This window comes from Holdemania filiformis DSM 12042 (genome assembly GCF_000157995.1).
Taxonomy (GTDB): domain Bacteria; phylum Bacillota_I; class Bacilli_A; order Erysipelotrichales; family Erysipelotrichaceae; genus Holdemania; species Holdemania filiformis.
In genome coordinates, this window is sequence record NZ_GG657553.1 from 522,482 (window position 1) to 543,546 (window position 21,065).

General features: G+C 53.3%; 26 protein-coding genes. 21 read left to right on the plus strand and 5 right to left on the minus strand.

The genetic code is table 11. From position 1 onward, the window contains the following. The 8 genes from HOLDEFILI_RS04845 to HOLDEFILI_RS04880 all read left to right on the plus strand — a co-directional run. The coding region (locus tag HOLDEFILI_RS04845) for a C40 family peptidase (protein WP_006058362.1) at positions 1–1,127 on the plus strand (1,127 nt) is incomplete at its 5' end. A gap of 12 nt (positions 1,128–1,139) precedes the next feature. Beyond that, complete coding sequence (locus HOLDEFILI_RS04850; RefSeq protein WP_006058363.1) at positions 1,140–1,583, plus strand: XF1762 family protein; 444 nt, start codon at positions 1,140–1,142, stop codon at positions 1,581–1,583. A gap of 177 nt (positions 1,584–1,760) precedes the next feature. Then, on the plus strand, positions 1,761–2,333 hold the full coding sequence (locus HOLDEFILI_RS04855) for a phosphoadenosine phosphosulfate reductase (protein WP_244264305.1): 573 nt from the start codon (positions 1,761–1,763) through the stop codon (positions 2,331–2,333). Then, positions 2,320–2,577 carry a DUF4315 family protein gene (locus HOLDEFILI_RS04860; RefSeq protein WP_006058365.1) on the plus strand — a complete coding sequence of 86 codons (258 nt, stop codon included), beginning with the start codon at positions 2,320–2,322 and terminating at the stop codon, positions 2,575–2,577. Before HOLDEFILI_RS04855 ends, HOLDEFILI_RS04860 begins: the two co-directional genes overlap by 14 nt. Continuing rightward, positions 2,567–3,268, plus strand: coding sequence for a DUF4366 domain-containing protein (locus HOLDEFILI_RS04865; RefSeq protein ID WP_006058366.1), 702 nt, complete (start codon positions 2,567–2,569; stop codon positions 3,266–3,268). Before HOLDEFILI_RS04860 ends, HOLDEFILI_RS04865 begins: the two co-directional genes overlap by 11 nt. After that, complete coding sequence (locus tag HOLDEFILI_RS04870) at positions 3,261–5,345, plus strand: type IA DNA topoisomerase (protein ID WP_006058367.1); 2,085 nt, start codon at positions 3,261–3,263, stop codon at positions 5,343–5,345. Before HOLDEFILI_RS04865 ends, HOLDEFILI_RS04870 begins: the two co-directional genes overlap by 8 nt. Positions 5,346–5,358: 13 nt before the next feature. Beyond that, the gene (locus HOLDEFILI_RS04875) at positions 5,359–7,188 is read left to right on the plus strand and encodes an antirestriction protein ArdA (protein ID WP_006058368.1); all 1,830 of its coding nucleotides are present in this window, start codon (positions 5,359–5,361) and stop codon (positions 7,186–7,188) included. After that, positions 7,185–7,382, plus strand: a complete 198-nt coding sequence (locus HOLDEFILI_RS04880; protein WP_006058369.1) for a hypothetical protein — start codon at positions 7,185–7,187, stop codon at positions 7,380–7,382. The genes HOLDEFILI_RS04875 and HOLDEFILI_RS04880 overlap by 4 nt, the downstream gene beginning before the upstream one ends. 175 nt (positions 7,383–7,557) lie before the next feature. Here the strand turns inward: HOLDEFILI_RS04880 and HOLDEFILI_RS04885 are convergent, their stop codons facing one another. From HOLDEFILI_RS04885 to HOLDEFILI_RS04905, 5 genes are all read right to left on the minus strand, one after another. Continuing rightward, positions 7,558–8,433 carry a BRO-N domain-containing protein gene (locus HOLDEFILI_RS04885; protein ID WP_039863925.1) on the minus strand — a complete coding sequence of 292 codons (876 nt, stop codon included), beginning with the start codon at positions 8,431–8,433 and terminating at the stop codon, positions 7,558–7,560. Between the two features lie 249 nt (positions 8,434–8,682). Next, positions 8,683–9,042, minus strand: coding sequence for a DUF6050 family protein (locus tag HOLDEFILI_RS04890; RefSeq protein ID WP_039863926.1), 360 nt, complete (start codon positions 9,040–9,042; stop codon positions 8,683–8,685). A 103-nt stretch (positions 9,043–9,145) separates the two neighbouring features. Then, positions 9,146–10,492, minus strand: coding sequence for a relaxase/mobilization nuclease domain-containing protein (locus tag HOLDEFILI_RS04895; protein WP_039863928.1), 1,347 nt, complete (start codon positions 10,490–10,492; stop codon positions 9,146–9,148). Continuing rightward, positions 10,453–11,043, minus strand: a complete 591-nt coding sequence (locus tag HOLDEFILI_RS20490) for a MobC family plasmid mobilization relaxosome protein (RefSeq protein WP_006058375.1) — start codon at positions 11,041–11,043, stop codon at positions 10,453–10,455. The genes HOLDEFILI_RS04895 and HOLDEFILI_RS20490 overlap by 40 nt, the downstream gene beginning before the upstream one ends. Further along, positions 11,024–11,383 (minus strand): helix-turn-helix transcriptional regulator, encoded by a 360-nt coding sequence (locus HOLDEFILI_RS04905; protein ID WP_006058376.1) that lies wholly within the window; start codon positions 11,381–11,383, stop codon positions 11,024–11,026. Before HOLDEFILI_RS04905 ends, HOLDEFILI_RS20490 begins: the two co-directional genes overlap by 20 nt. A 170-nt stretch (positions 11,384–11,553) precedes the next feature. Between HOLDEFILI_RS04905 and HOLDEFILI_RS04910 the strand changes: the two genes are divergently transcribed. From HOLDEFILI_RS04910 to HOLDEFILI_RS04955, 13 genes are all read left to right on the plus strand, one after another. Next, the gene (locus HOLDEFILI_RS04910) at positions 11,554–11,736 is read left to right on the plus strand and encodes a MerR family transcriptional regulator (RefSeq protein WP_006058377.1); all 183 of its coding nucleotides are present in this window, start codon (positions 11,554–11,556) and stop codon (positions 11,734–11,736) included. Between the two features lie 147 nt (positions 11,737–11,883). Continuing rightward, positions 11,884–12,618 (plus strand): MerR family transcriptional regulator, encoded by a 735-nt coding sequence (locus tag HOLDEFILI_RS04915; RefSeq protein ID WP_006058378.1) that lies wholly within the window; start codon positions 11,884–11,886, stop codon positions 12,616–12,618. Next, positions 12,611–12,814: a PLDc N-terminal domain-containing protein gene (locus HOLDEFILI_RS04920; RefSeq protein WP_006058379.1), complete on the plus strand. Its 204-nt coding sequence runs from the start codon at positions 12,611–12,613 to the stop codon at positions 12,812–12,814. The genes HOLDEFILI_RS04915 and HOLDEFILI_RS04920 overlap by 8 nt, the downstream gene beginning before the upstream one ends. Then, entirely contained in the window at positions 12,814–13,227 is a 414-nt protein-coding gene (locus HOLDEFILI_RS20205) for an ATP-binding cassette domain-containing protein (protein WP_006058380.1), read from the plus strand. The genes HOLDEFILI_RS04920 and HOLDEFILI_RS20205 overlap by 1 nt, the downstream gene beginning before the upstream one ends. Then, complete coding sequence (locus tag HOLDEFILI_RS20210; RefSeq protein ID WP_006058381.1) at positions 13,224–13,712, plus strand: ATP-binding protein DrrA1-3 family domain-containing protein; 489 nt, start codon at positions 13,224–13,226, stop codon at positions 13,710–13,712. Before HOLDEFILI_RS20205 ends, HOLDEFILI_RS20210 begins: the two co-directional genes overlap by 4 nt. After that, a complete protein-coding gene (locus HOLDEFILI_RS04930) occupies positions 13,709–14,479 on the plus strand; it encodes an ABC transporter permease subunit (RefSeq protein WP_006058382.1) in 771 nt (256 codons plus the stop codon). The genes HOLDEFILI_RS20210 and HOLDEFILI_RS04930 overlap by 4 nt, the downstream gene beginning before the upstream one ends. 16 nt (positions 14,480–14,495) lie before the next feature. Then, entirely contained in the window at positions 14,496–14,684 is a 189-nt protein-coding gene (locus HOLDEFILI_RS18795; RefSeq protein ID WP_006058383.1) for a cysteine-rich KTR domain-containing protein, read from the plus strand. A 526-nt stretch (positions 14,685–15,210) separates the two neighbouring features. Continuing rightward, positions 15,211–15,648, plus strand: a complete 438-nt coding sequence (locus HOLDEFILI_RS04935) for an RNA polymerase sigma factor (protein WP_006058384.1) — start codon at positions 15,211–15,213, stop codon at positions 15,646–15,648. Beyond that, on the plus strand, positions 15,632–15,883 hold the full coding sequence (locus HOLDEFILI_RS04940; protein ID WP_006058385.1) for a helix-turn-helix domain-containing protein: 252 nt from the start codon (positions 15,632–15,634) through the stop codon (positions 15,881–15,883). Before HOLDEFILI_RS04935 ends, HOLDEFILI_RS04940 begins: the two co-directional genes overlap by 17 nt. Before the next feature lie 433 nt (positions 15,884–16,316). After that, the gene (locus tag HOLDEFILI_RS18800; RefSeq protein ID WP_158555392.1) at positions 16,317–16,493 is read left to right on the plus strand and encodes a transposon-encoded TnpW family protein; all 177 of its coding nucleotides are present in this window, start codon (positions 16,317–16,319) and stop codon (positions 16,491–16,493) included. Between the two features lie 89 nt (positions 16,494–16,582). Continuing rightward, positions 16,583–18,265 carry a recombinase family protein gene (locus HOLDEFILI_RS04945; protein ID WP_039863929.1) on the plus strand — a complete coding sequence of 561 codons (1,683 nt, stop codon included), beginning with the start codon at positions 16,583–16,585 and terminating at the stop codon, positions 18,263–18,265. Positions 18,266–18,837: 572 nt separating this feature from the next. Beyond that, positions 18,838–20,196 (plus strand): MATE family efflux transporter, encoded by a 1,359-nt coding sequence (locus tag HOLDEFILI_RS04950; RefSeq protein WP_039863931.1) that lies wholly within the window; start codon positions 18,838–18,840, stop codon positions 20,194–20,196. Positions 20,197–20,346: 150 nt separating this feature from the next. Further along, positions 20,347–21,024: a phosphoribosylaminoimidazolesuccinocarboxamide synthase gene (locus HOLDEFILI_RS04955; protein ID WP_006058390.1), complete on the plus strand. Its 678-nt coding sequence runs from the start codon at positions 20,347–20,349 to the stop codon at positions 21,022–21,024. Positions 21,025–21,065: the final 41 nt, after the last annotated feature.

The following is a 21,065-nucleotide window of genomic DNA, read 5'->3' on the forward strand; positions in this document are numbered from 1 at the left end:
CGGCGCAGACGGCAGCCAAGAGCGCAAAGAAGGGCGCTGAGGCAGCGAAGAAGGCCGGCGAGTTCATAGCCCGGCACAAGAAGGTGTTCCTTATCATCGGCGGGATCGGCCTTGTTCTGGTGCTGCTGTTGGGCCTGCTGCAATCCTGCTCCTCCATGTTCGGAGGAGGCGTGTCCAACATTGTGGCCTCCTCCTATCTCTCCGAGGATGCTGACCTGCTGGCGGCGGAGGCTGCCTACTGTGCCAAAGAGGACGAGCTGCGGCGGTATCTGGACACCTATGAGCAGACCCACGACTATGACGAGTATCACTACGATCTGGACGAGATCGAGCACGATCCCTATGTGCTGCTGTCCATCCTGTCGGCGCTCCATGAGGGGCAGTTTACCATAGATCAGGTGCAGGGCGACCTTCAAATGCTGTTTGACCGGCAATACATTCTCACCGAGACGGTGGAGGTGGAACGGCGGTACTACATTGAGACGGATACCTGGACGGACGAGGAGGGCAACACCCATACGGAGAGCTACCGGGTCTATTACGATTATTATATCTGCACCGTGAGGCTGGAAAACTTCGACCTCTCTCATCTGCCGGTCTACATGATGGATCAGGAGACGCTTTCCATGTACGCCGTGTATATGTCCACCCTGGGCAACCGCCCCGACCTGTTCCCGTCCTCCGGCTATGTTCCCAAGTATGTGACCAACCCGCCCGCCAAGTACGAGATCCCGGCGGAGTACCTGTCCGACGAGCGCTTTGCCACGCTGATTACAGAGGCGGAGAAGTATCTGGGCTTTCCTTATGTGTGGGGCGGCAGCAGTCCCCAGACCTCCTTTGATTGCAGCGGCTTTGTCAGCTATGTCCTGACCAGCAGCGGCCTGTGCAATACCGGGCGGCTGGGGGCGCAGGGCCTCTACAACATTTCCACGCCGGTATCCGAGCCGCAGCCGGGGGATCTGGTGTTCTTCGTGGGCACCTACGACACGCCGGGGGTCAGCCATGTGGGCTTTTATGTGGGGGACGGGATGCTCCTGCACTGCGGCGACCCCATCCAGTACACCAGTCTCAACACAAATTACTGGCAGTCCCACCTTTATGCCTACGGCAGACCGCCGTACAACTGATGGAGTGGAGCGATGCTGACTGTAAAACCGATGTCTCTTGCCGACGCAAACAGGTTTGTCGCAGAGCACCACCGCCACCATAAGCCGGTGCGAGGGCATAAGTTTTCCGTGGGCTGCATGGCGAATGACCGGCTGGCGGGCGTCGCCATCGTGGGGCGGCCGGTGAGCCGATACCTGGACGATGGGCTGACCCTGGAGGTCAACCGCCTCTGCACGGACGGAACGAAAAACGCTTGCAGCTTCCTCTATGGCGCGGCGGCGCGGGCGGCGAAGGTCCTGGGCTACCATAGGATCGTCACCTACATTCTGGACACGGAGAGCGGCGTCAGCCTCCGTGCCTCCGGCTGGCAATGCGCGGGGCTGGCGGGCGGACGGGAGTGGACCGGCAGGCGCCGCCCGCCCGAACCGCTGTATCCGGCACAAATGAAATACCGATACGAAAAGGCTTTGAGATGAGGTGAGCATATCAATATTGTTTCCTATGGCGGCGGTGCGAACAGCACCGCCCTTCTTGTTGGGCTGCACCAGCACCGTATCCCTGTTGACCTGATCCTGTTTGCGGATACGGGCGGTGAGCATCCCCATACCTACGCCTATCTGGATATCATGGATCGCTGGCTGGAGGAACACGGTATGCCGAAGATCACACGGGTCTATAAGACCACGAAGGACGGCAGGCGGCTGACCTTGGAGGATGAATGTCTGAAAAGCGGCACGCTGCCCTCTATCGCCTACGGCTTCAAGCGGTGTTCTCTTAAACACAAGATCGGACCGCAGGAAAAGTTCTGCAACAACTATCCTCCGTGCCGTGAGGTTTGGAACAGTGGGAAAAAGGTGGTCAAGTTTATCGGCTATGACGCCGGCGAGCACTACCGCAGCGATAAGGTCCTTCTGCGGGATCTGGCGGACCCGAAGTACAGCAAGAGGTATCCCCTGATGGAATGGGGCTGGGATCGGGAGGCGTGTGTCCGGGCAATCGAGGCTGCGGGCCTGCCGCAGCCGGGAAAGTCCTCCTGCTTTTTCTGCCCCAGTATGAAAGCGGAGGAGATCGTTGATTTGCGGGAGCATTACCCGGATCTGTTCCGGCGCGCGCTGGCATTGGAGGATAACGCACGGGCCAACCTGAAAACCGTTCGGGGGCTTGGGCGCAATTATTCATGGAAAGAACGATTTGGAAAGGAGCAATGCAATCATGGCAACGACTGAGAAGATCCGCAAGGATATTGAGAAAACGAGGGAAAAGATCGCGGAGCAGCAGAAGCGCCTCCGCGCGCTGGAAGCCCAGCTCACGGAGGAGGAGAACCTGGAGATCGTCCGCATGGTGAAGGCTGTCCGTATGGACAACAGGGAGCTGACCGCCTTCCTGCGCGCCTACGCCAGCGGCATGATCTCTCTGCCGGACGGGCTGATGGAGACGGAGGAAAGTGAGGGTGCGGAAGATGAAGCGTAACAGAGCTTTTCGCCGTTTCGCCGCCGTGTTCCTGGCGCTTTTCTGCATGGCAGCTACCTCCACCGTGGCCTTCGCCGGCGGCGGGGACGGCGAGCCCTACTACACCGGGGAGGAAACCACGGGCGGCTATGAGCCCCAGCCCCTGACCCCGGAGGGCAACATGACCCTGGTGGACGATATCGCCGGTGAAAGCGCCGGGGATAAGCAGTTCATCACCGTGGTCACAAAGAACGGCAACTATTTCTACATTATCATCGACCGGGCGGAGGACGGCGAGAACACCGTCCACTTTCTCAACCAGGTAGACGAGCGCGACCTGCTGGCCCTGATGGACGAGGAGACGCCCGCCGTCCCGGTGTGTACCTGTAAGGAAAAATGTGCGGCCGGCGCGGTGGATACATCCTGCCCTGTCTGCAAGACCAACCTCTCCGAGTGCGTGGGCAGGGAGAAGGTCAGGGAGCCGGAGCCGGAACCGGAGCAGCCGGAGAAAAAGAGCGGCAGCGGCCTGTTGGCCATGGTGGCGCTGCTGGCGCTGGCAGGCGGCGGTGCCTTCGCTTATGTGAAGTTCATCAAGCCGAACCGCAGCAGCGTGAAGGTCAGCGCCGATCCCGACGAGTACGATTTCCCCGACGAGGAGTATATCAACGAGGACGAGCCTGCGGAGGCTGAAACGGAGGCGGAGCATGAGTAAGCTGATTATCACAGAAAAACCGAGTGTGGCAAAATCCATCGCGTCGGCCCTGGGTGCTTCATCCAGGGCCGATGGCTTTTATGAGGGCAGCGGCCTGATCGTTTCCTGGTGCGTGGGACACCTGGTATCCCCGCTGGACGCGGGCGGCTATGACGAACGCTTCAAAAAATGGCGGTATGAGGATCTGCCCATCCTGCCGGAGCCCTTCCGCTACGCCCCCATCCCCGGCAAGGAGGCGGCTTTGGACAATGTGAAGCGCCTCATGGCGCGGGAGGACGTAACGGAGATCGTCAACGCCTGCGACGCTGGACGTGAAGGTGAGCTGATCTTCCGTCTGGTGTATGAACTGTCCGGCTGCCGCAAGCCGGTGCTGCGCCTGTGGATCTCGTCCATGGAGGACAGCGCCATCCGGGAGGGCTTTTCCGAGCTGCGCCCCGGCGCGGAATATGACAGCCTCTATCAGTCTGCCCTTTGCAGGCAAAAGGCGGATTGGCTGGTGGGGATCAACGCCACACGCCTTTTCTCCGTTCTCTACCACCGTACCCTGAATGTGGGCCGCGTTCAGACGCCCACGCTGGCAATGCTGGCGGAGCGGGACGCGAAGATCGCACTGTTCCAGAAGGAGAAGTATCATCATATACGCCTGACCCTGGCCGGCGCGGAGGCGGTGTCGGAGAGGTTCACCGATCCGGCGGAGGCGGAGCAGGCGGCGGCCATGTGCAAGGGCGCTGCCGTCACCTGCACCTCCGTCACCTGTGAGCAGAAGAAGGAACCGCCTCCGAAGCTCTATGACCTCACCACCTTGCAGCGTGAGGCAAACCGGCTGCTTGGCTACACGGCGAAGCAGACCCTGGACTACGCCCAGAGCCTCTACGAAAAAAAGCTGCTGACCTACCCCCGCACGGACAGCCGGTATCTGACCTCCGATATGGCGGAAACGGCCTCCTGTGTGATCCATCTGGCGGCAAAGCTGCCGCCCTTTGATGGCTGCACAAACTTCTTCCCGCTGGTGGAGGCCATGATCTCCGATAGGGATGTATCCGACCACCACGCCATCATTCCCACCTTGGAGATTGAGAAAGCGGATATCTCCGCCCTGCCCCTGGGCGAGCGTGAGCTGCTTCTTCTGGTCTGCTGCCGTCTGCTGTGCGCATCGGCGGAGCCCTATGCGTATGAGGCGGTCACGGCAACTTTCAACTGCGGCGGCCATACCTTCACCGCAAAGGGCAAGCGCGTCCTCTCCGAAGGATGGCGGGAGATCGACCGTATTTTCCGCGTCTCCCTGAAAGAAAAGCCTGCGGACGGGGACGGCGGCACGCTGCCGGACTTCACCGAAGGGCAGACCTTTGACGGCGCGGAGGTTTCCGTCACCGAGCATTTCACCCAGCCCCCGAAGCCCTACACCGAAGATACCCTCCTGTCCGCTATGGAGAATGCGGGCAAGGACGATATCCCCGACGAGGCAGAGCGAAAAGGACTGGGCACGCCCGCCACCAGGGCGGCTATCATCGAAAAGCTGGTGGCTGCCGGATTTGTGGAACGCAAGGGCAAGAGCCTGATCCCCACAAAAGCCGGTATCAACCTTGTCACGGTCCTGCCGGAGCCGCTGACCTCTCCCATGCTGACGGCGGAATGGGAACAGAAATTGACGGAGATCGCAAAGGGCGGCGCTGACCCGGATACCTTCATGGACGGTATCCGCACGATGGTTCAGGAGATCGTGTCCATCTATTCCTGTATTTCCGAGGACGGCAAAAAGCTGTTTGCCCCGGAGAAGGAAGTGATCGGCACCTGCCCCCGCTGCGGCCAGCCGGTCTATGAGGGGAAGAAGAACTTTGCCTGTTCGGATCGGTCCTGCGGTTTCGTCCTCTGGAAAAATGACCGCTTCTGGACGAGCCGTAAGAAGGAGCTGACAAAGAAGATGGCGGCGGAACTGCTGAAAAAGGGCCGTACCAATGTCAAGGGAATGTGGTCTGAAAAGAAACAGGCTGCTTATGACGCTGCGGTGATCCTGAACGACACGGGCGGTAAGTACATCAATTTCAAGCTGGAATTTCCAAAAAATAAGCGAAGCTGAAGGAGGAACGTATATGCCGGATTACAGTTACAACAAGGATTATCCCTTTGCCGCCTTTATCACCAATCTGGGCAAATATAACGAGGGCGAGCTTGTGGGCGAGTGGGTGAAGTTTCCCACCACCGCCGAAGAAATGAAGGAGGTATTCAAGCGCATCGGCATCGGCCAGAAGGACGATTTCGGCAATCCCTATGAGGAATGGTTCATCACGGACTATGACTGCTATGTGGACGGTCTCTATGACAAGCTGGGCGAATACGAAAATCTGGACGAGCTGAATTATCTGGCGTCGAAGCTGGATGAAATGAGCGACAGCGAATACGCGCAGTTTCAGGCCGGTATGGAAATGGGCGACCATTGCGGCAGCCTGCAGGAGATCATCAACCTGACGGAAAATCTGGACTGCTATGAGATTTACCCCAATATTGAGGATTATGACGATCTGGGACGGTATTACATCGAGGAACTGGACGCCATGCAGGTACCGGAGCATCTGCAAAACTACATCGACTATGAGGCCTACGGCCGGGATGTGGCGATGGACGAAAACGGCAGCTTTACGGATCAGGGCTATGTGCGGGATACGGGGGACCGCTTCTGCGAGTATTACGATGGCGAGCGCGGCAGCATCCCCGACGAATACCGGGTGATGACCTTTCAGGACGATCTTCCCGAAGAAGAAAAATCCGAGTGGGCCATGGATATCGCCTTTGACTTGGACGAGTTTTTCCGGCAGAACGATCCGCAGTACGCGGCGGAGCACCCGGAGGCGCACGCCGCAAAGGAAGCGATTTACGAAAATCTGATGGCGGGGCGTATTTCCGCTTTAGAGGAAAAGCTGGCGGCGCTGGGCCAGACGCAGGAGGACTATCTTCCTTCCGAGATCGAAAAGTTCAAGGATGCCACGGGCTACGAGGAGTTTCTGGATTTTGACCCAGCGGAGGTCAAGGCGGCCTTGGAGGATCCGAACAGATCCCGTGTGGATGAAATGCTGGCCGCCGCGGAAAAAGCGGAACGGGAGTACGCGGCGGAGGCGGCCGCCTATGCGCAGACCCCCGCTGCTATCGTGGAGCAGGCGCGGGCGGCGCAGGGCGAGCCGGTGGGCAGCTTCTCCATCTACCAGCTCAAGGGCGGCAATGAAACGCTGGATTATCGTTTCGAGCCGCTGGACAGCATCCACCGCAACGGCCTTTCCGTGAAGCCGGAAAACTATGAGCTGGTCTATGAGGCACCGATGACGGAAAAGGACAACCTTGAAAGCATTTATACCCGGTTCAATGTGGATCGCCCGGCCGACTTCACGGGGCACTCTCTGTCGGTATCGGATATCGTGGTGCTGCATCAGGGCGGGAAGGATACCGCCCATTACTGCGACCGCGCTGGTTTTTCCGAAGTGCCGGAGTTTTTGCAGCCGGCACAGAAAAGCCGCGAGATCACCGAGCGCATCCAGACACCCAGGGGCAGCTTCTATCTCTGCGGCATGACAAGGGAGCAGATGGAGGCGGACGGATACGGTTTTCATCACGCCTCTGAGGATGGAAAATATCTCATTATGGCAAATGGGACCCAGGCGTATGCGGTCAGAGCTGATGCGCCGGAAAAGGACAATCCCCTCCGCACGGCGGAAATGACGCTGGAGGACGACTACGGCATGATCGACGGCGTTATCAACAACGGCAGACGGGGCGAGGAGCTGGAGAAGGCCAGGGAGCACGCGGAGCGGACGCAGCCGGAGAAAAAGCCCTCCATCCGGGAACGGCTGGCGGCGGCAAAGCAGGAGTGCGCGAAGCAGCAGCCCAGGCCTGCCCCGGAGAAGAAGCCCCCGGAGCTGGGGGAACGATGAGCCGGGGCGTGAAGTGGCGGCTGGAATGGGCCTTCTTCCTGGGGGAGAACGGCAGGCGGCAGTACAACCGGCTCTGTAAGGGCTGTGTCCATCCCTGCAAGCAGAGCTTCCGGGCGGTGGTGTTGGACTGCCCACACTTCCAGTCCCAGCGTGTGAAAAAAGGCGTGGATAAGGGTGGGAAACGGGCAAAATAGTCCTCCGTGGCGGCGTTTTCAGACCATGCCCTTATGATTTCCCATCCGCGCCTTTCTCCGCGCTCCTGCGGCGAGAAAACAGACGTTTTTTACACTTTCCGATATGCGCCCATAGCAAAAGCGGGGACGCGGCCTTCGGTATATCCGTTGGCTGCGTCCCCGCTTCTTTTTTTGCTTATTTCTCGTCCTCGTTGGGCTTGTCCGCTTCCGCCACGCCCTGGATCACATCCGTCACCACGGCGTTGAGCTGGGCGGCGTTCTCCGCTGTGACGGCGGGCCGCCCGGTGTCCGCTTCGATGGCGCGCCGCGCGTCTCCCGCCACCTTGCCGCCGCGCCGGGCGACGATCCGGCTTTCCTCAAAGCCCTCCGGCCGGTGGGCCTTGGAAAGCTCCGTGGTCGTGGTTTCGGCCAGCATGTTCAGCACGATCTCCAATGTGCTCATGTTGTCCCGGAGGTTTTCCTTTTTGAGACCTTTCAGGTTTTTGTATTGCCGGGTGGTCATGCCGGACCAGGCCTTTGTGATCTCGTCGGTGAGGATGGCGTATTCCCGGCCCTGCTCCACGCCCCGCGCCTGCCATTCGGCGGTGAGCTCGTTGCGGACGCGGATAGAGAGGATGCGCTGGTGGATCCAGTCGGCATCATAGCCCTTCTTCTGGTAGGTCTCCAGCGCCCGGTCGATGGCCTGTTCCGGGTCGATGGTCTCCTCGATGCGCTCCCGACCTACGGCGGCGAGCCAGAGCCGGAAGGGTTCTGCCTTCGGCGAGGGGATAGATTGGATGATGCGCAGGATCTGTTCCGTATTGGCGGCAAGCACCTTTCGCTTTTTGCCTGTAGAGCCGGTCATTTCTACCTGGGGACAATTTGTCCCCAGGTAGCTTGCGAGCTGTTCGTCCCGCTTGCGCATTTTTTTGAGATAATCCGTGGGATTGGCGCTGTCCGACAGCACCGCCACCACATCCACCACGGAGAAGTACCATTCTTCCTTTTCCTCGTCCCAGACGGTGCGGATCTTTCTATCTTCAAAAAGCTGGATGGAGTTATTTTCGTCCATGGGCTTTTTCCTCCTTCGATGGGCTATCCCCATTCTACCATGAAATGATGATTTTTTCTATCAGGGAACGCGATTTTTGCGGCAGCAGCAGTCGTAGGCGCTGTGGGACTGTGGGCAAACGGCCAAGCCGGGCGGCGCTGTGGGAAAGCGGTTTGCCGTCCTGTGGGAAAGGCCTGTCCTTTTCCATCAGGCGGCGAATGGCTTTTCCATCGGCAAAGCGGCCGTTTTCCACATTTCCATAGCGCGAGCCTAATCCTCGGTGATGATACACTCGCAGCCTGCCGTCAGCAGGCGGTACAGCGTCAGCGGCACATACCATGCCGCCACCAGCAGCCGCCAGACAAGGACGCAGCCGCCGATAAGGCCGGCAAAGACGAAGTTCAGAGCAAACAGGGCGATCCCCGTTCCCAGGGAGCCGCCGCCCGGTATGATCCAGAGCCGCAGCCGCCAGACCCCAAACGGCAGCCCGCAGAGGATCCAGAGCCAGAGATAATCCAACTCCCCGTTCTTTACGCAGGCGGAGCGGAAGATGCAGTACAGCAGCGCGGCCGACGCCACCGGCAGGATGGTCTTGCGGAAAAAATCTTTTAAGGCCTCGCCTCTTGTCATGGGGTTCGCCTCCTTCAAAATCGTTTGTACCTTCATTATATCTGACGTTTTGACAAAAGCCCAGGGGAAAACGCAGATCGCGGCAAAAAGTTTGTCCCAGGGGTCATTCCAGCTCCATATCCTTCTGCCGTGGCGGCGCCTGCCGGGGCGGGGACAGGAACTCCTCCACGTTCCGGCGCACGGCGGCGTAGTCCTGCTCCTCCCGCCGCGCCTTCTGACGCTCGGCGGTCAGCGCCGCCCTCCGGGCGGTGAGCGCGTCCATTTCCGCCTGCATCCGCTCTGTGGCAGGCAGCGGAACCGCGCCCAGACGCTTACACTCCCTGGCGGCGGCCTCAAAGAGAATGATCTCCCTCTCATAGCCCCGCAGGAACTTCTCCTTGTCCTTCGATGCCTGATAGCGGTCATAGATGGGCTTGAGCTGACGGTAGGCGGCGACGTGCTTCATTTTCAGCGTCAGCTCCTCGATCCGCACCCCGGTCTCCCGCAGCTCCGCTTTCAGCCGCTGGACGGAGGCGGCGGCCGCCTCGCAGCGCTCCGTCAGCTCCTCCATGCTGCCGATGCCGCGCTCCGTCAAGAAGTTGCTGGTCTCGGCGATGCGTTTCAGATTCTCGATAGTTGCCCAATGGCGGTAGCCCGCGCTCTGCTGGGCCTTGATGTTGTTCTGGATATCTATGAGCAGGCTGACCCTGCCTTCGCGCTGTTTTGGCTGGCGGGAGGGTCTGGCGCGTCCGGCCAGCCGTGCGGTCAGGGCGTCCTCGGTGTAGTCTGCGCCCAGGGTCTTTAGCCTTGTGAACCGCTCCTGTCCCGGCGCTCTGGCGGAAATGTACTTGCCCCGCTTGAGCTCGTAGCCCTCCCGCTGCAACCGCACCAGCAGCTCCTCCAAATCATGGCAGCCGGGCAGCAGCCGGTCGATGGCGGCGCGCAGCTTCGCCTTATAGCTGGTGCCGGTCCGCTCCGCCTGATGCTCAATATAGCTTTTGCCCCTGTCCTGGCCGGGAACGATGACGGACAGGCCGTGTTCCTTGCAGATCCGGTCGCTGGTACGGCGGATGAAGTGATAGCTGCGCTTGTTGGAATGGTAGTGCTTATGATCCGCAAAGCTGACGGCGTTGAAAATCAGGTGGTTATGCACATGGTCACGGTCTATGTGGGTGGTCAGGACAAACTCATACCTGCCGCTCAGGATCTCCCTTGCCAGCTCCATGCCGATCTCATGGGCCTGTTCCGGCGTGACCTCCCCAGGCTGAAAGGCTTGGATCAGGTGGCGGCCCAGGTTCGTCCCCTTGTCGATGGCGTGGCGGCGGGTCCAGGCAAATTCGATATCTGCGGTCTCGGCGGCGCAGCCATAGGAAGAAACAAGCAGCTTTCCGTCTGTCTTTTCCGGGTTGCAGATATAATCAATGGCCGCTTTCAGCGTTGACTTGATAGGATGCGTCTTTGTAACTGCCATATCTCATCCAGCCTCTCCTGTATCTCCCGCATATCCGCTTTGTACGCGCAGCCTCCGGCGTTGACCCGCTTGGCGATCTGGTTGATGTTCCGGCCGATGGCAGACAGAGCGGCGTTCATCCGCTTGATATCCGTGGTGTCAAGCTGGATGATATACCCGTCTATCGCCATCTTCCGCAGATACGCGCCGTACCGCCGTGTGGGGAGCTGCGCCATCTTTTCATCTATGAGCCGTTTTTCCTCCTCCGTCACATAGAACTTCATCTGAATGTTCCGCTTTCGGTTCGCCATGCGCCGCCTCCGTTTCTCATGAGGGTCTGGGATATCCCAGCAAGCAATTTTGACTGTTCGGGCAAGGGACCTGAACAGCGCAAAATCCGCAAGCGGGTACTCGCTTGCTGTGCTTGCTATTCTTCTGTTTGCTTTCTTCCACGGTAAAAATGAGGAAATGCCAAAACCTAACGCAGAAAAGAAAAAACACCGCAATTTGCGGTGTTCCCAATGGCTGTATTTCACGAAAAAACGGGGGATTTTATTCCCCCGCAGTTTCATTTTTGACTTCCTGTATTGCTTTCGCTGTGGCAGTGATAACTGTCAAATCCTTGTTGTCCATGCTGTCAAGCAATGTTTCAAGCTGCCGCCGTTGTGTGGACTTATCTGTTTCCTTGTCTGGGAAAAAGAATTGGTCTACCGAAACATCTAAAAGCGTAACAAGCTCATAAAAGATTTGCAGGCTTGGGTGCTGTCCGCTATTCTCAATGGACGCGATATAGCGGGGAGCGATGTTCATCTTATCCGCTAACTGATTGCGTGATATGCCCTTTGCCTTTCTTGCTGCTTTTATGGCTTGACCGAAAGCCTTAAAATCAAATCTTGCGACTTCTCTTTTCATCTCATTTCACCCTACTACATTTTACTGTTCACCTTTCGATTTCGATATGAGCACACATATCATAGACTTGGCCAAAATAAAGCATATAATTCACAGATAGTCCCTTGATTTTTGTTCGGCTGTCCGTATATAATTATACTTGTAGAATTATGTGAAAGGGTGTATGAAACATGGAATATATGTCTTGTCCGCAAGCGGCAAAGAAATGGAGCATATCAGAGCGGCGCGTACAGAAGCTATGCGAGGAAAACCGCATACCCGGCGTTTCAAAAATCGGCTATATGTGGCTTATTCCCAAAGACACAGAGAAGCCCGTTGACGAGCGGCGAAAAGAAAATCGAAAATCGACCTAAAAATGCTACATCATAAAGAAACCAACATAGAATTTATAGTTAAAACTCAACAAAAAATCGAGAATATTTGAAAAATCCCCTTGCGTGAGGTATTGCTTGTGACGCTGCGTAATGATGTAAAATAGGCAGTGTAAGGAGGTGAAAGCTATGTCAAAGTACACAACAGGAGAAATTGCAAAGCTCTGTGGCGTATCTGTCCGAACGGTACAGTATTATGATTCCAGAAATATTCTCATTCCCAGCGAATTGTCAGAGGGTGGACGTCGGCTATACTCTGAGCAGGATTTGAAGCGAATGAAGATCATTTGCTTTCTTCGTGATGCAGGAATCTCAATTAACAGCATTGGTGAACTACTTTCAGAAGATAATCCGGGCAGTGTTATTTCTGTTTTACTTGAACAGCAAGAGCAGCTTCTGCAAGAAGAAGTCAGGGAGCGCAAAGCGAAGCTGGAAATGATCGACGGCATCAGACGAGAGCTAAAGAGCATGGAGAATTTCTCTGTTGAATCTATCGGCGATATAGCATATGCGATGGGAAACAAAAAGAAAATGAATCAGCTTCATGCCATTTTGTTAATTTCGGGTATTCCTATCGGCATAATTCAGTGGACATCAATTATTATGTGGATAGCTACAGGAATATGGTGGCCTATCATTGTTTGGGCTTTATTAGCGATTCCGTATGGAATCTGGGTATCCAACTTTTATTTCAAGCGAGTTGCGTATATCTGTCCACGGTGCCATGAAGTATTCAAACCAAATTTTAAGGAAGCATTTTGGGCAAGACATACACCGACACTCCGAAAGCTGACCTGTACTTGTTGTGGATATCACGGCTTCTGTGTAGAAACTTACGGAAAGGAGGAAAAGAAAAATGGATAGGGTTATGGAATTTCTTCCGTTTTTGATTCCGCTTGTAATTGCGGAATTTGCACTGTTGGGTTATACATTGCATCACATTTTGACCCATAACACCTATAAGCGTGGAAATCGTACTTTGTGGCTTATCATCACCATTGTACTGATGAACTTTGTTGGGCCGATCCTTTACTTTCTGTTCGGAAAGGAGGATGCGTAATGGATATGTTATACATCTCCGATCTGTATAAGCGTTTTAGTGATAAAAAGGTTTTGAATGGGCTGAATTTATCTGTACCAGAACATAGCATATTCGGATTTATAGGTAAAAACGGCGCAGGCAAAACAACGACGATGAAAATGGTACTCGGACTCTTAAAAGCGGATGCAGGTGAGATTATAGTAAACGGTGAAAAAGTGGTTTACGGACAAACAACAACTAATCGTTATATAGGTTATCTGCCCGACGTACCGGAGTTTTATCCATTTATGACGGCGGCAGAATATCTTCACTTTTGCGGCGAAATTATAGGAATGAAGCGAACAGAGAATGAAGAGCGTTGTAAGGAACTATTGGAGTTAGTTGGACTTGGGAATGAAACTCACCACATAAAGGTTTTTCAAGAGGTATGAAACAGCGTTTGGGTATTGCACAGGCTCTCTTAAATAGACCAAAGCTGTTAATCTGTGATGAACCCACTTCTGCGCTTGATCCCGTGGGAAGAAAAGAAATATTGGATATTCTTTTGGCTATCAGAGAACAGACGACGGTGTTGTTTTCCACGCATATCCTTTCAGACGTAGAGCGCATTTGTACCGACGTGGCCTTTCTTAATAGCGGCGTGGTAGGTGTTCAAGGAAAACTTTCCGACATTAAAACGAGATACCGCAGTGAAGAATATCAGTTGGAAACGGGAAATGATACAGGTATGCTTATTCTTCAACAAACTTTTCCTAATATGCAACAAATCGGCAGAAATCAACTTGTTTTTTGCGAAGGCGATTACACCGTATTTGATATACTGCGCTTTATAGCGGATAGGCATATCGCACTTTTGAAATTGGAACGAGCAGAGCCAACGTTGGAGTCTTTGTTTATGGAGGTGGTTAAGAAATGAAATCCTTGCTTGCCTTTATAAAAAAAGAAACAATGGAACAGTTTCGCTCGGGCAGATTGATGCTTCTCGGCATACTGTTTGTTCTTCTCGGCGTTATGAATCCGGCTGTGGCAAAAATAACACCTTGGCTGCTTGAGATATTGGCAGATTCCCTTGCGGAAAGCGGTATGACTGTAACGCCTGTAACTGTAAGCGCAATGGATTCTTGGGTGCAATTCTTTAAGAATATGCCACTTGGATTGATTGTCTTTGTTTTGCTTCAAAGTAGCATCTTCACCAAGGAATATCAATCGGGCACGTTGGTTCTGTCTTTAACCAAAGGGCTTGAACGCTTTAAGGTCGTTGTTTCTAAAACTGTTGTGCTTACTGTTCTTTGGACGGTTGGCTATTGGCTGTGCTTTGGGGTCACATACGGATATAACGCATATTTCTGGGATAATTCGGTAGCACAAAACCTTATCCTTTCTGTGGTATGTTGGTGGCTGTTCGGTGTGTGTGTAATTTCGTTGATGATCTTATTCTCTACGATTGCAAATTCAAACACAGGTGTGCTTGTCGGAACGGGTAGCGTTGTCCTTGCGTCTTATCTGCTCGGCTTGCTTCCTAAAATAAGTAAATATTTGCCGACCTTATTAGCCAACGGAAACTCTTTGATTTACGGTGTTGCAGAAGCAAAAACATACATCGTAGTTATTTTAATTACAGTGGTTGCAAGTTTGATATGCTTTGCCGTAAGTATACCTATATTTAACAAAAAGCAACTGTAATTTTGAAATTAAAACAATGAAACAAACAGATTTTATATTGTGTCCGATCTGTAATAACAAAACGCGGATTAAGATACGAAGCGATACGGTGCTTGAAAACTTCCCGCTATTTTGCCCAAAGTGTAAACAGGAAACGCTAATCAATGTAAAACAATTAAATATGTCAGTTATCAAAGAGCCAGACGCAAAGACGCAGAGCCGATAACACGCAGATTTTAGTTTGCGGTTATCGGCTCTTTTCTTTGACAACTACATTCTGCCTATACGATTGCTGACAGATTACAGCTTATAAACCGTTGCTGTCAGCTAATTGAGGTTACAGTTTAAGCGGCGGTTTTGAAATAACAATCAAAGCCGCCGTTTTCCTTTTAGAAAAATGGATATACGGAGGGTGTATTAAAGTCGCCCATTTTTAAGGATATGGCGGTATCAAGGAGGTATCGTCATGTTCATTTTTGTTTGTACTACCCCGCCAAATAGCCTACGCTCAAAAAAAGCCTTTACCCACCGTCGGGATATTTCGCCCATGAGTATGAACTGTCAATACATCTAAATACTGCTGACAAATCCCTTGCGCCCGGTTGCATTTTGCAGTCGGGCGCATTTTGCTTCTCCAAAAGTTTTTTTGAAAAAGTTTTCTTTTTCGGTTGGCATATTCACGGCTTCGCCGTGGAGGGCTGCCGAAAGGGGATAAATACTAACCCGCCCCCGGGACGAAAGGGGGTGAGAACATGGATTACCCTAATCGGCTGGAATGGCAAACGAGATGTGAGTTTAATGCGTACTGCAAACGCGCTTTACGAAACGAACTGATTGACGCTTGCCGAGATCGAAAGCGTAGGCAACTCCGCGAAGTGATCTTTTCAGACCTGACCCCGCAGGAAGAAAGGCAGCTTTACACCGTTGACAAGTATTTTCAAGACGGCAACGAAGAAGCCTTTTGCGCAGGAGGCTTGAAGATTACTGCAAAACTGCTTGCCGAAGCTCTGCACACCCTGCCGGACGAAAAAAGACAAGCCGTATTGCTGTACTACTTTTTCAACATGACCGACGTTGAAATTGCGGAAGCGATGAAGATCCCCCGCAGCACAGTACAGTATCGGCGCACAAGCTCTTTTGAACTGCTGAAACGATATTTGGAGGAACGAGCCGATGAATGGAACGATTAGCAACAATTCCGATGAACGCGGCTTATTACCTTACCCGGTCATTTTAGCCGCGACGAAGGGCGACCCCGACGCTATGAAACTTGTCTTGCAGCATTACCAAAGCTACATAGCCCACCTGTCTATGCAGAAAATCCGCGACGAAAGCGGCAATACCTATTGGGGCATAGATGAGGACTTGCGGGAGCGGCTGCAAGCAAAGCTCATGCGGGCTGTCCTTAACTTCAAGGCAGATTAACGCAAAATGCAAAGCGTCCCCCTTTCCGCTTTGCGCGTTCAATCTGACCTTGACCCTGCTCCTTGACAAAGAAAGCCCGGCAAATCCCGGTGCAGCATAGAGCAGACGGATACATTCCCGTCTGTGCGGAGCTATACGGCCGGTGCGCCATGACCCTTCAACGAGGCGAGCGATATCCACCAGGCCGCAAAGCGGGCAAGGCAGCCCGCGGGCCACGATGCACAGACGGGGCGATACTCCCTTGCAGTCACAGTCCGGGCGTGCAGCCGTATTCAGGCGGTGAGGCGTCGCAGGCAATGAGCAGGGCCGCGCGAGAACCGCGCGGGGGTGGGATTCCCGTGGAGCTGAAAAGCCATTCAGCCGTCCGTTTCTGCTGTTCTTTGTAAGCTATCAAAACATGATTTGTTTTCAGACGATTAGAAAGGGGCTAACTATGCAAACGACCGCTTCATCTGAAAAGAAATACGCCCCGCCGAAGCGGAGCGAAAAACAGATCGGCAACACGACCTTTATCGTCAATTCCTTCTTTCGGGAAAAGAGCGACGAGAGTATTGCCGTGAAGCTGGAACGTCTGATGAAAGCGGACGTTCAGAAAGAAGCGACAACTTAATTCTCCTAAACAGGCAGACAGGGACAAAAAGACGCGGTATAATGAAGGTGACTTCAAAACCGTGTTTGACTGCCGGATGGGAGGTTACTATGTATCATCAGTCAAACACCGCTGCCGCGCTTCAATTCCCTTACAACGCTATGAGCGTCGAAGCTGTTACCGCTTTGTACTGCCGTTTGTCACGCGACGATGAATTGCAGGGCGACAGCAACAGTATCATCAACCAAAAAAAGATCCTTCAACGCTACGCACTTGACCACGGCTACAAAAACTATCGCTTTTATATTGATGACGGCATTTCGGGTACGACGTTCAACCGACCTGGTTTCCAGCAAATGATTGCGGATATCGAAGCCGGCCTTGTCAAGCGGGTCATTATCAAGGATATGTCACGCCTGGGCCGTGATTATCTGCAAGTGGGCATGTATACCGAGATCATGTTCCCTGAGCATGACATTCACTTTATTGCTGTCAACGATGGCGTGGACAGCACCCAGGGTGATAATGAGTTCACTCCTTTTCGGAACATCATCAATGAGTGGTATGCGAAGGACACCAGCAAGAAGATCCGTGCTGTGATGAAGGTCAAGGGCAACGCCGGCGAGCATCTGACGACCCTGCCGCCCTATGGCTACATGAAGTCTCCTGACAACAAAAAGCTGTGGGTCAGGGACGAGGAAGCCGCAACGGTGGTCTATGAGATCGGCCTATATGTGATGGACGGTTTCGGACCGTCCCAGATTGCAAGGAAGCTGACAGAGCGAAGGATATTGACCCCGGCCGCCTATTATGCCAGCAAGGGCCGGAAAGCAAGCAATATCAAGCGGGGCTTACCCTACGCATGGGATGCCTCCACCGTAGCGGATATCATGGACCGCTGGCGGGAGTACCTGGGGCACACGGTCAATTTCAAGACGAGGAAGAAGTCCTACAAGAGCAAAAAGGTCATCCATAATCCGGAAAGTGAGTGGATGATCTTTGAGAACACCCATGACCCGATCTGGACGGAGGCAATCGCAGATGCCGCGAGAGCAGCAAGGCAGACGCGCCGTCGTCCTACAAAAATGGGAGAAATGGGGATGTTCTCCGGCATGATGTTCTGCGCGGACTGCGGATCTGTCATGTATCAATGCAGAGCCACCAACTTCCGGCGCGAGCAGGAATACTACCTGTGCGCCGGCTACCGAAAGAGCCGTGACTTCTGCGGTCAGACCCATTCCATCCGCACGGTGATCTTGGAGGAATTGATTCTGGAAAACCTGCGGGAGATCGTTTCCTTCGCCTCCCGCAGTAAGGACGAGTTTGTGAGGCTGGTCATGGACAGTGACCTGCGGCAGCGTGACCGGGATCTTGCAAAGCGGAAACGGCAGCTTGTCGATTCCGAGAAGCGGATCACAGAGCTGGATGCTATCTTCAAGCGGCTCTATGAGGACAACATTTCGGGCAAGCTCTCCGATGAACGCTTTCAGAAACTCTCTGCGGACTATGAGAAGGAAGAACAGGAGCTCAAGGTGCTGGCGAGTTCCCTTCGGAAAGAAGTGGAGCTTGAGGAAAGCAAATCGGCGGATATTGATCGTTTTCTCTCCGTTGTGGAGAGGTACACGGATATCCCGGAGCTCACGCCCTGCATCCTCCATGAGTTCGTGGAGAAAATCATCGTCCATGCGGCCAGCGACCCGAAGGGCAAGAATCGGACGCAGGAGATCGACATTTACTACAAGGGCATCGGAGCCTTGGAAATGTCAAAAGTCACGGCATCAATGGAAAAATGAGAAAACGGTACAGCCGAAGCTATACCGTTCTCTCTTTCCTCACGATGTTTTCTTATCGGGAGCTGCCTTTGACAGCGGCGCTTTTTTCCGTTATTTTATGGATAGAGAGAAGACTGCTGTTTTGACAGTGGTCTGAATGAGGAATTCCGCCCGGCCATGCAGGACGAATTCACGAACCGAATTCTAATGAATGGAATAGACTAAAGAGAAGCCTGGAATCGACTTCTTTTTCCGTATTCTTAAGTGAAAATGACACAAACTAACAGAAAGGTGATGATGAATGTTTAAATTAGCGATTTTATTGATTGCGTTGTTGTATTGGATTCTGCATTAAAAAGTTACAGAGTGTTCAGTGAAAAATGAATGGGATTTGACTGAACAGCCTGACCAAAACGGAAAAGAGATGTCGTATGACTTCACAGGAGCTGCCGAAAATCCGGCAGTTTTCATTTTGTGCCGCAGGATGCTCTGTTCAAATTAATTAAGTTTCTGCGACGCTCAGAAAAAGCTTGTGGGCGCTGATCAGGTAGGCTATAATGTTCTGGATTTCGTAAATCGAGAGGGGGAAAAAAATGCATAATCGAATGACGGAAGGCAGTCCGCTGAAACTGATCCTGATGTTTGCGATGCCGGTTTTGTTAGGCAATGTCTTCCAGCAATTTTATAATATGGCTGATACGATGATGGTCGGCAGAATTCTGGGGGTGGACGCCTTGGCGGCAATGGGTGCTACGGCTTCCGTTTCCGGACTGGTGCTGGGCTTGAATATCGGATTGGCGCAGGGCTTTGCGATTCCGATCGCGCAGTATGTCGGCGCGGGCGAGATGGATAAAGTCAGAAAAGCGGTGGCCGGCACGCTGATGCTGGGGCTGATCTTTGTCCTGGGTATTACGCTCGCTGCCCTGCTGACCGGAATCCCGGTGCTGAAGATGCTGGGGACGCCGGAAGAAATTATGGGGATGTCGGTGGAGTATATCTTTATTATATACGGCGGGCTGATCATCACGATGATGTACAACATGGCCGCCAGTATCTTACGTTCCTACGGCGACAGCCGGACACCGCTGTATTTTCTGATTCTGGCCTCGCTGACTAACATTGTGTTGGACTATGTGTTTTTAAAGACCCTGCGGATGGGCGTCGGCGGCGCGGCGATTGCGACGTTGATTTCCCAGGCGCTGTCCGTTGTGCTCTGCGTCCTCTATATTAAAGAAAAGACGAGCTTTCTGATTCCGGGAAAAGAGGATTTTCACTGGGATAAGGAGATGCTGAAAGCACAGCTGTCGCTGGGAATTTCAATGGGGTTGATGAACTCGATTGTATCCATCGGTTCGGTCATTCTGCAAAGCGCCGTCAACAAGCTGGGATCGGTGATCATTGCCGGCCATACCGCTTCCCGCAAGGTGATCGAAATGTTCATGCAGCCGCTCATCAGCATCGGCGTTACCGCGACGACGTATGTTTCACAGAATCTGGGAGCGGGGAAGCTCGACCGGATTCGTAAAGGACTGCATTGCTGCACAGCGATCAGTTTTGTGTGGTCGACGTTCTGCATCCTGATTTCCTTCTGGGGGATCGACTTGATCCTGGCGCTGGTGGTGGACGCGAAGGAAATTCAGGTCATCGCTACGGCCCGGCAGTATTTTAAAATCAACGTGTTTTTCTTCTATGCGCTGTCAGTTTTATTTATCTACCGCAATGCGCTGCAGGGGTTGGGAAAAAGCCAGGCTCCGATTTTTTCCAGCTGTATTGAGATGGTCGTGAAGATCCTGGCGACGCTGCTGCTGACACCCAGCCTGGGGTATCTGGGGGTGTGTTATACTGAACCGATCGCCTGGATTCTGATGGCGGTGTTCCTGTTGGCGGCCTTTTACCAGGATCCCCGGTTCCGTCCGGGATCTCATGATGAATCCCTTGATTCTTCTATGTGAGCGGATATTGAAATCCGAAATCGCTTTCTTTTTTCCATGCCAGGAGAAATGCCGGAAAGGAATTGAAAAATCTGGCAGATTGCGGTAATTTTTTGTGCCGAATGGCGCTAACTGTGCTAAACTAGTTCTGCATTATATGGAGGAAAAGGTATGAATAAAGTTTACACGGGCAAGACAAAAGATGTTTATGCGTTAGACAACGGTAATTACCAGCTGAAATTCAAGGACGACTGCACCGGCACAGACGGCGTATTCGATCCAGGTGCCAACACCGTCGGACTGCAGATTGAAGGCATCGGCCGCGAAAATCTGAAAGTATCGGTTTATTTCTTCGAGATTCTTAAAAAAGCAGGCGTGAAGACGCATTACGTCAGCGCGGATATCGACAACGCGACGATGGAAGTGCTGCCGGCGAAAGTATTCGGCAAAGGCTTGGAAGTTATCTGCCGCTACCGTGCAGTCGGAAGCTTTATCCGCCGTTACGGAGCCTACATGGAAAGCGGAACACCGCTGAACGCTTATGTGGAAACGACACTGAAAGATGATGATCTGGGCGATCCGCTGATTACACCGGACGGATTGGATGCAATCGGCGTTATGACGCTGGATCAGTACGCACAGATGAAGGCGATGACGCAGAAGATTTCCGGCATCGTTAAAGAGGCGCTGGCGGAAAAGGGACTGGATCTGTATGACATCAAATTTGAGTTCGGTTATTATAATGGCGAAGTCATTCTGATTGATGAAATCGCCTCTGGCAATATGCGCGTTTATAAAGACGGCGAAATTGTTGAACCGACGGATCTGACAAAATTAATCTTAGGTTAAACGTAAGCAAGACTCAGAAGGGAACGGATGAAAATCCGTTC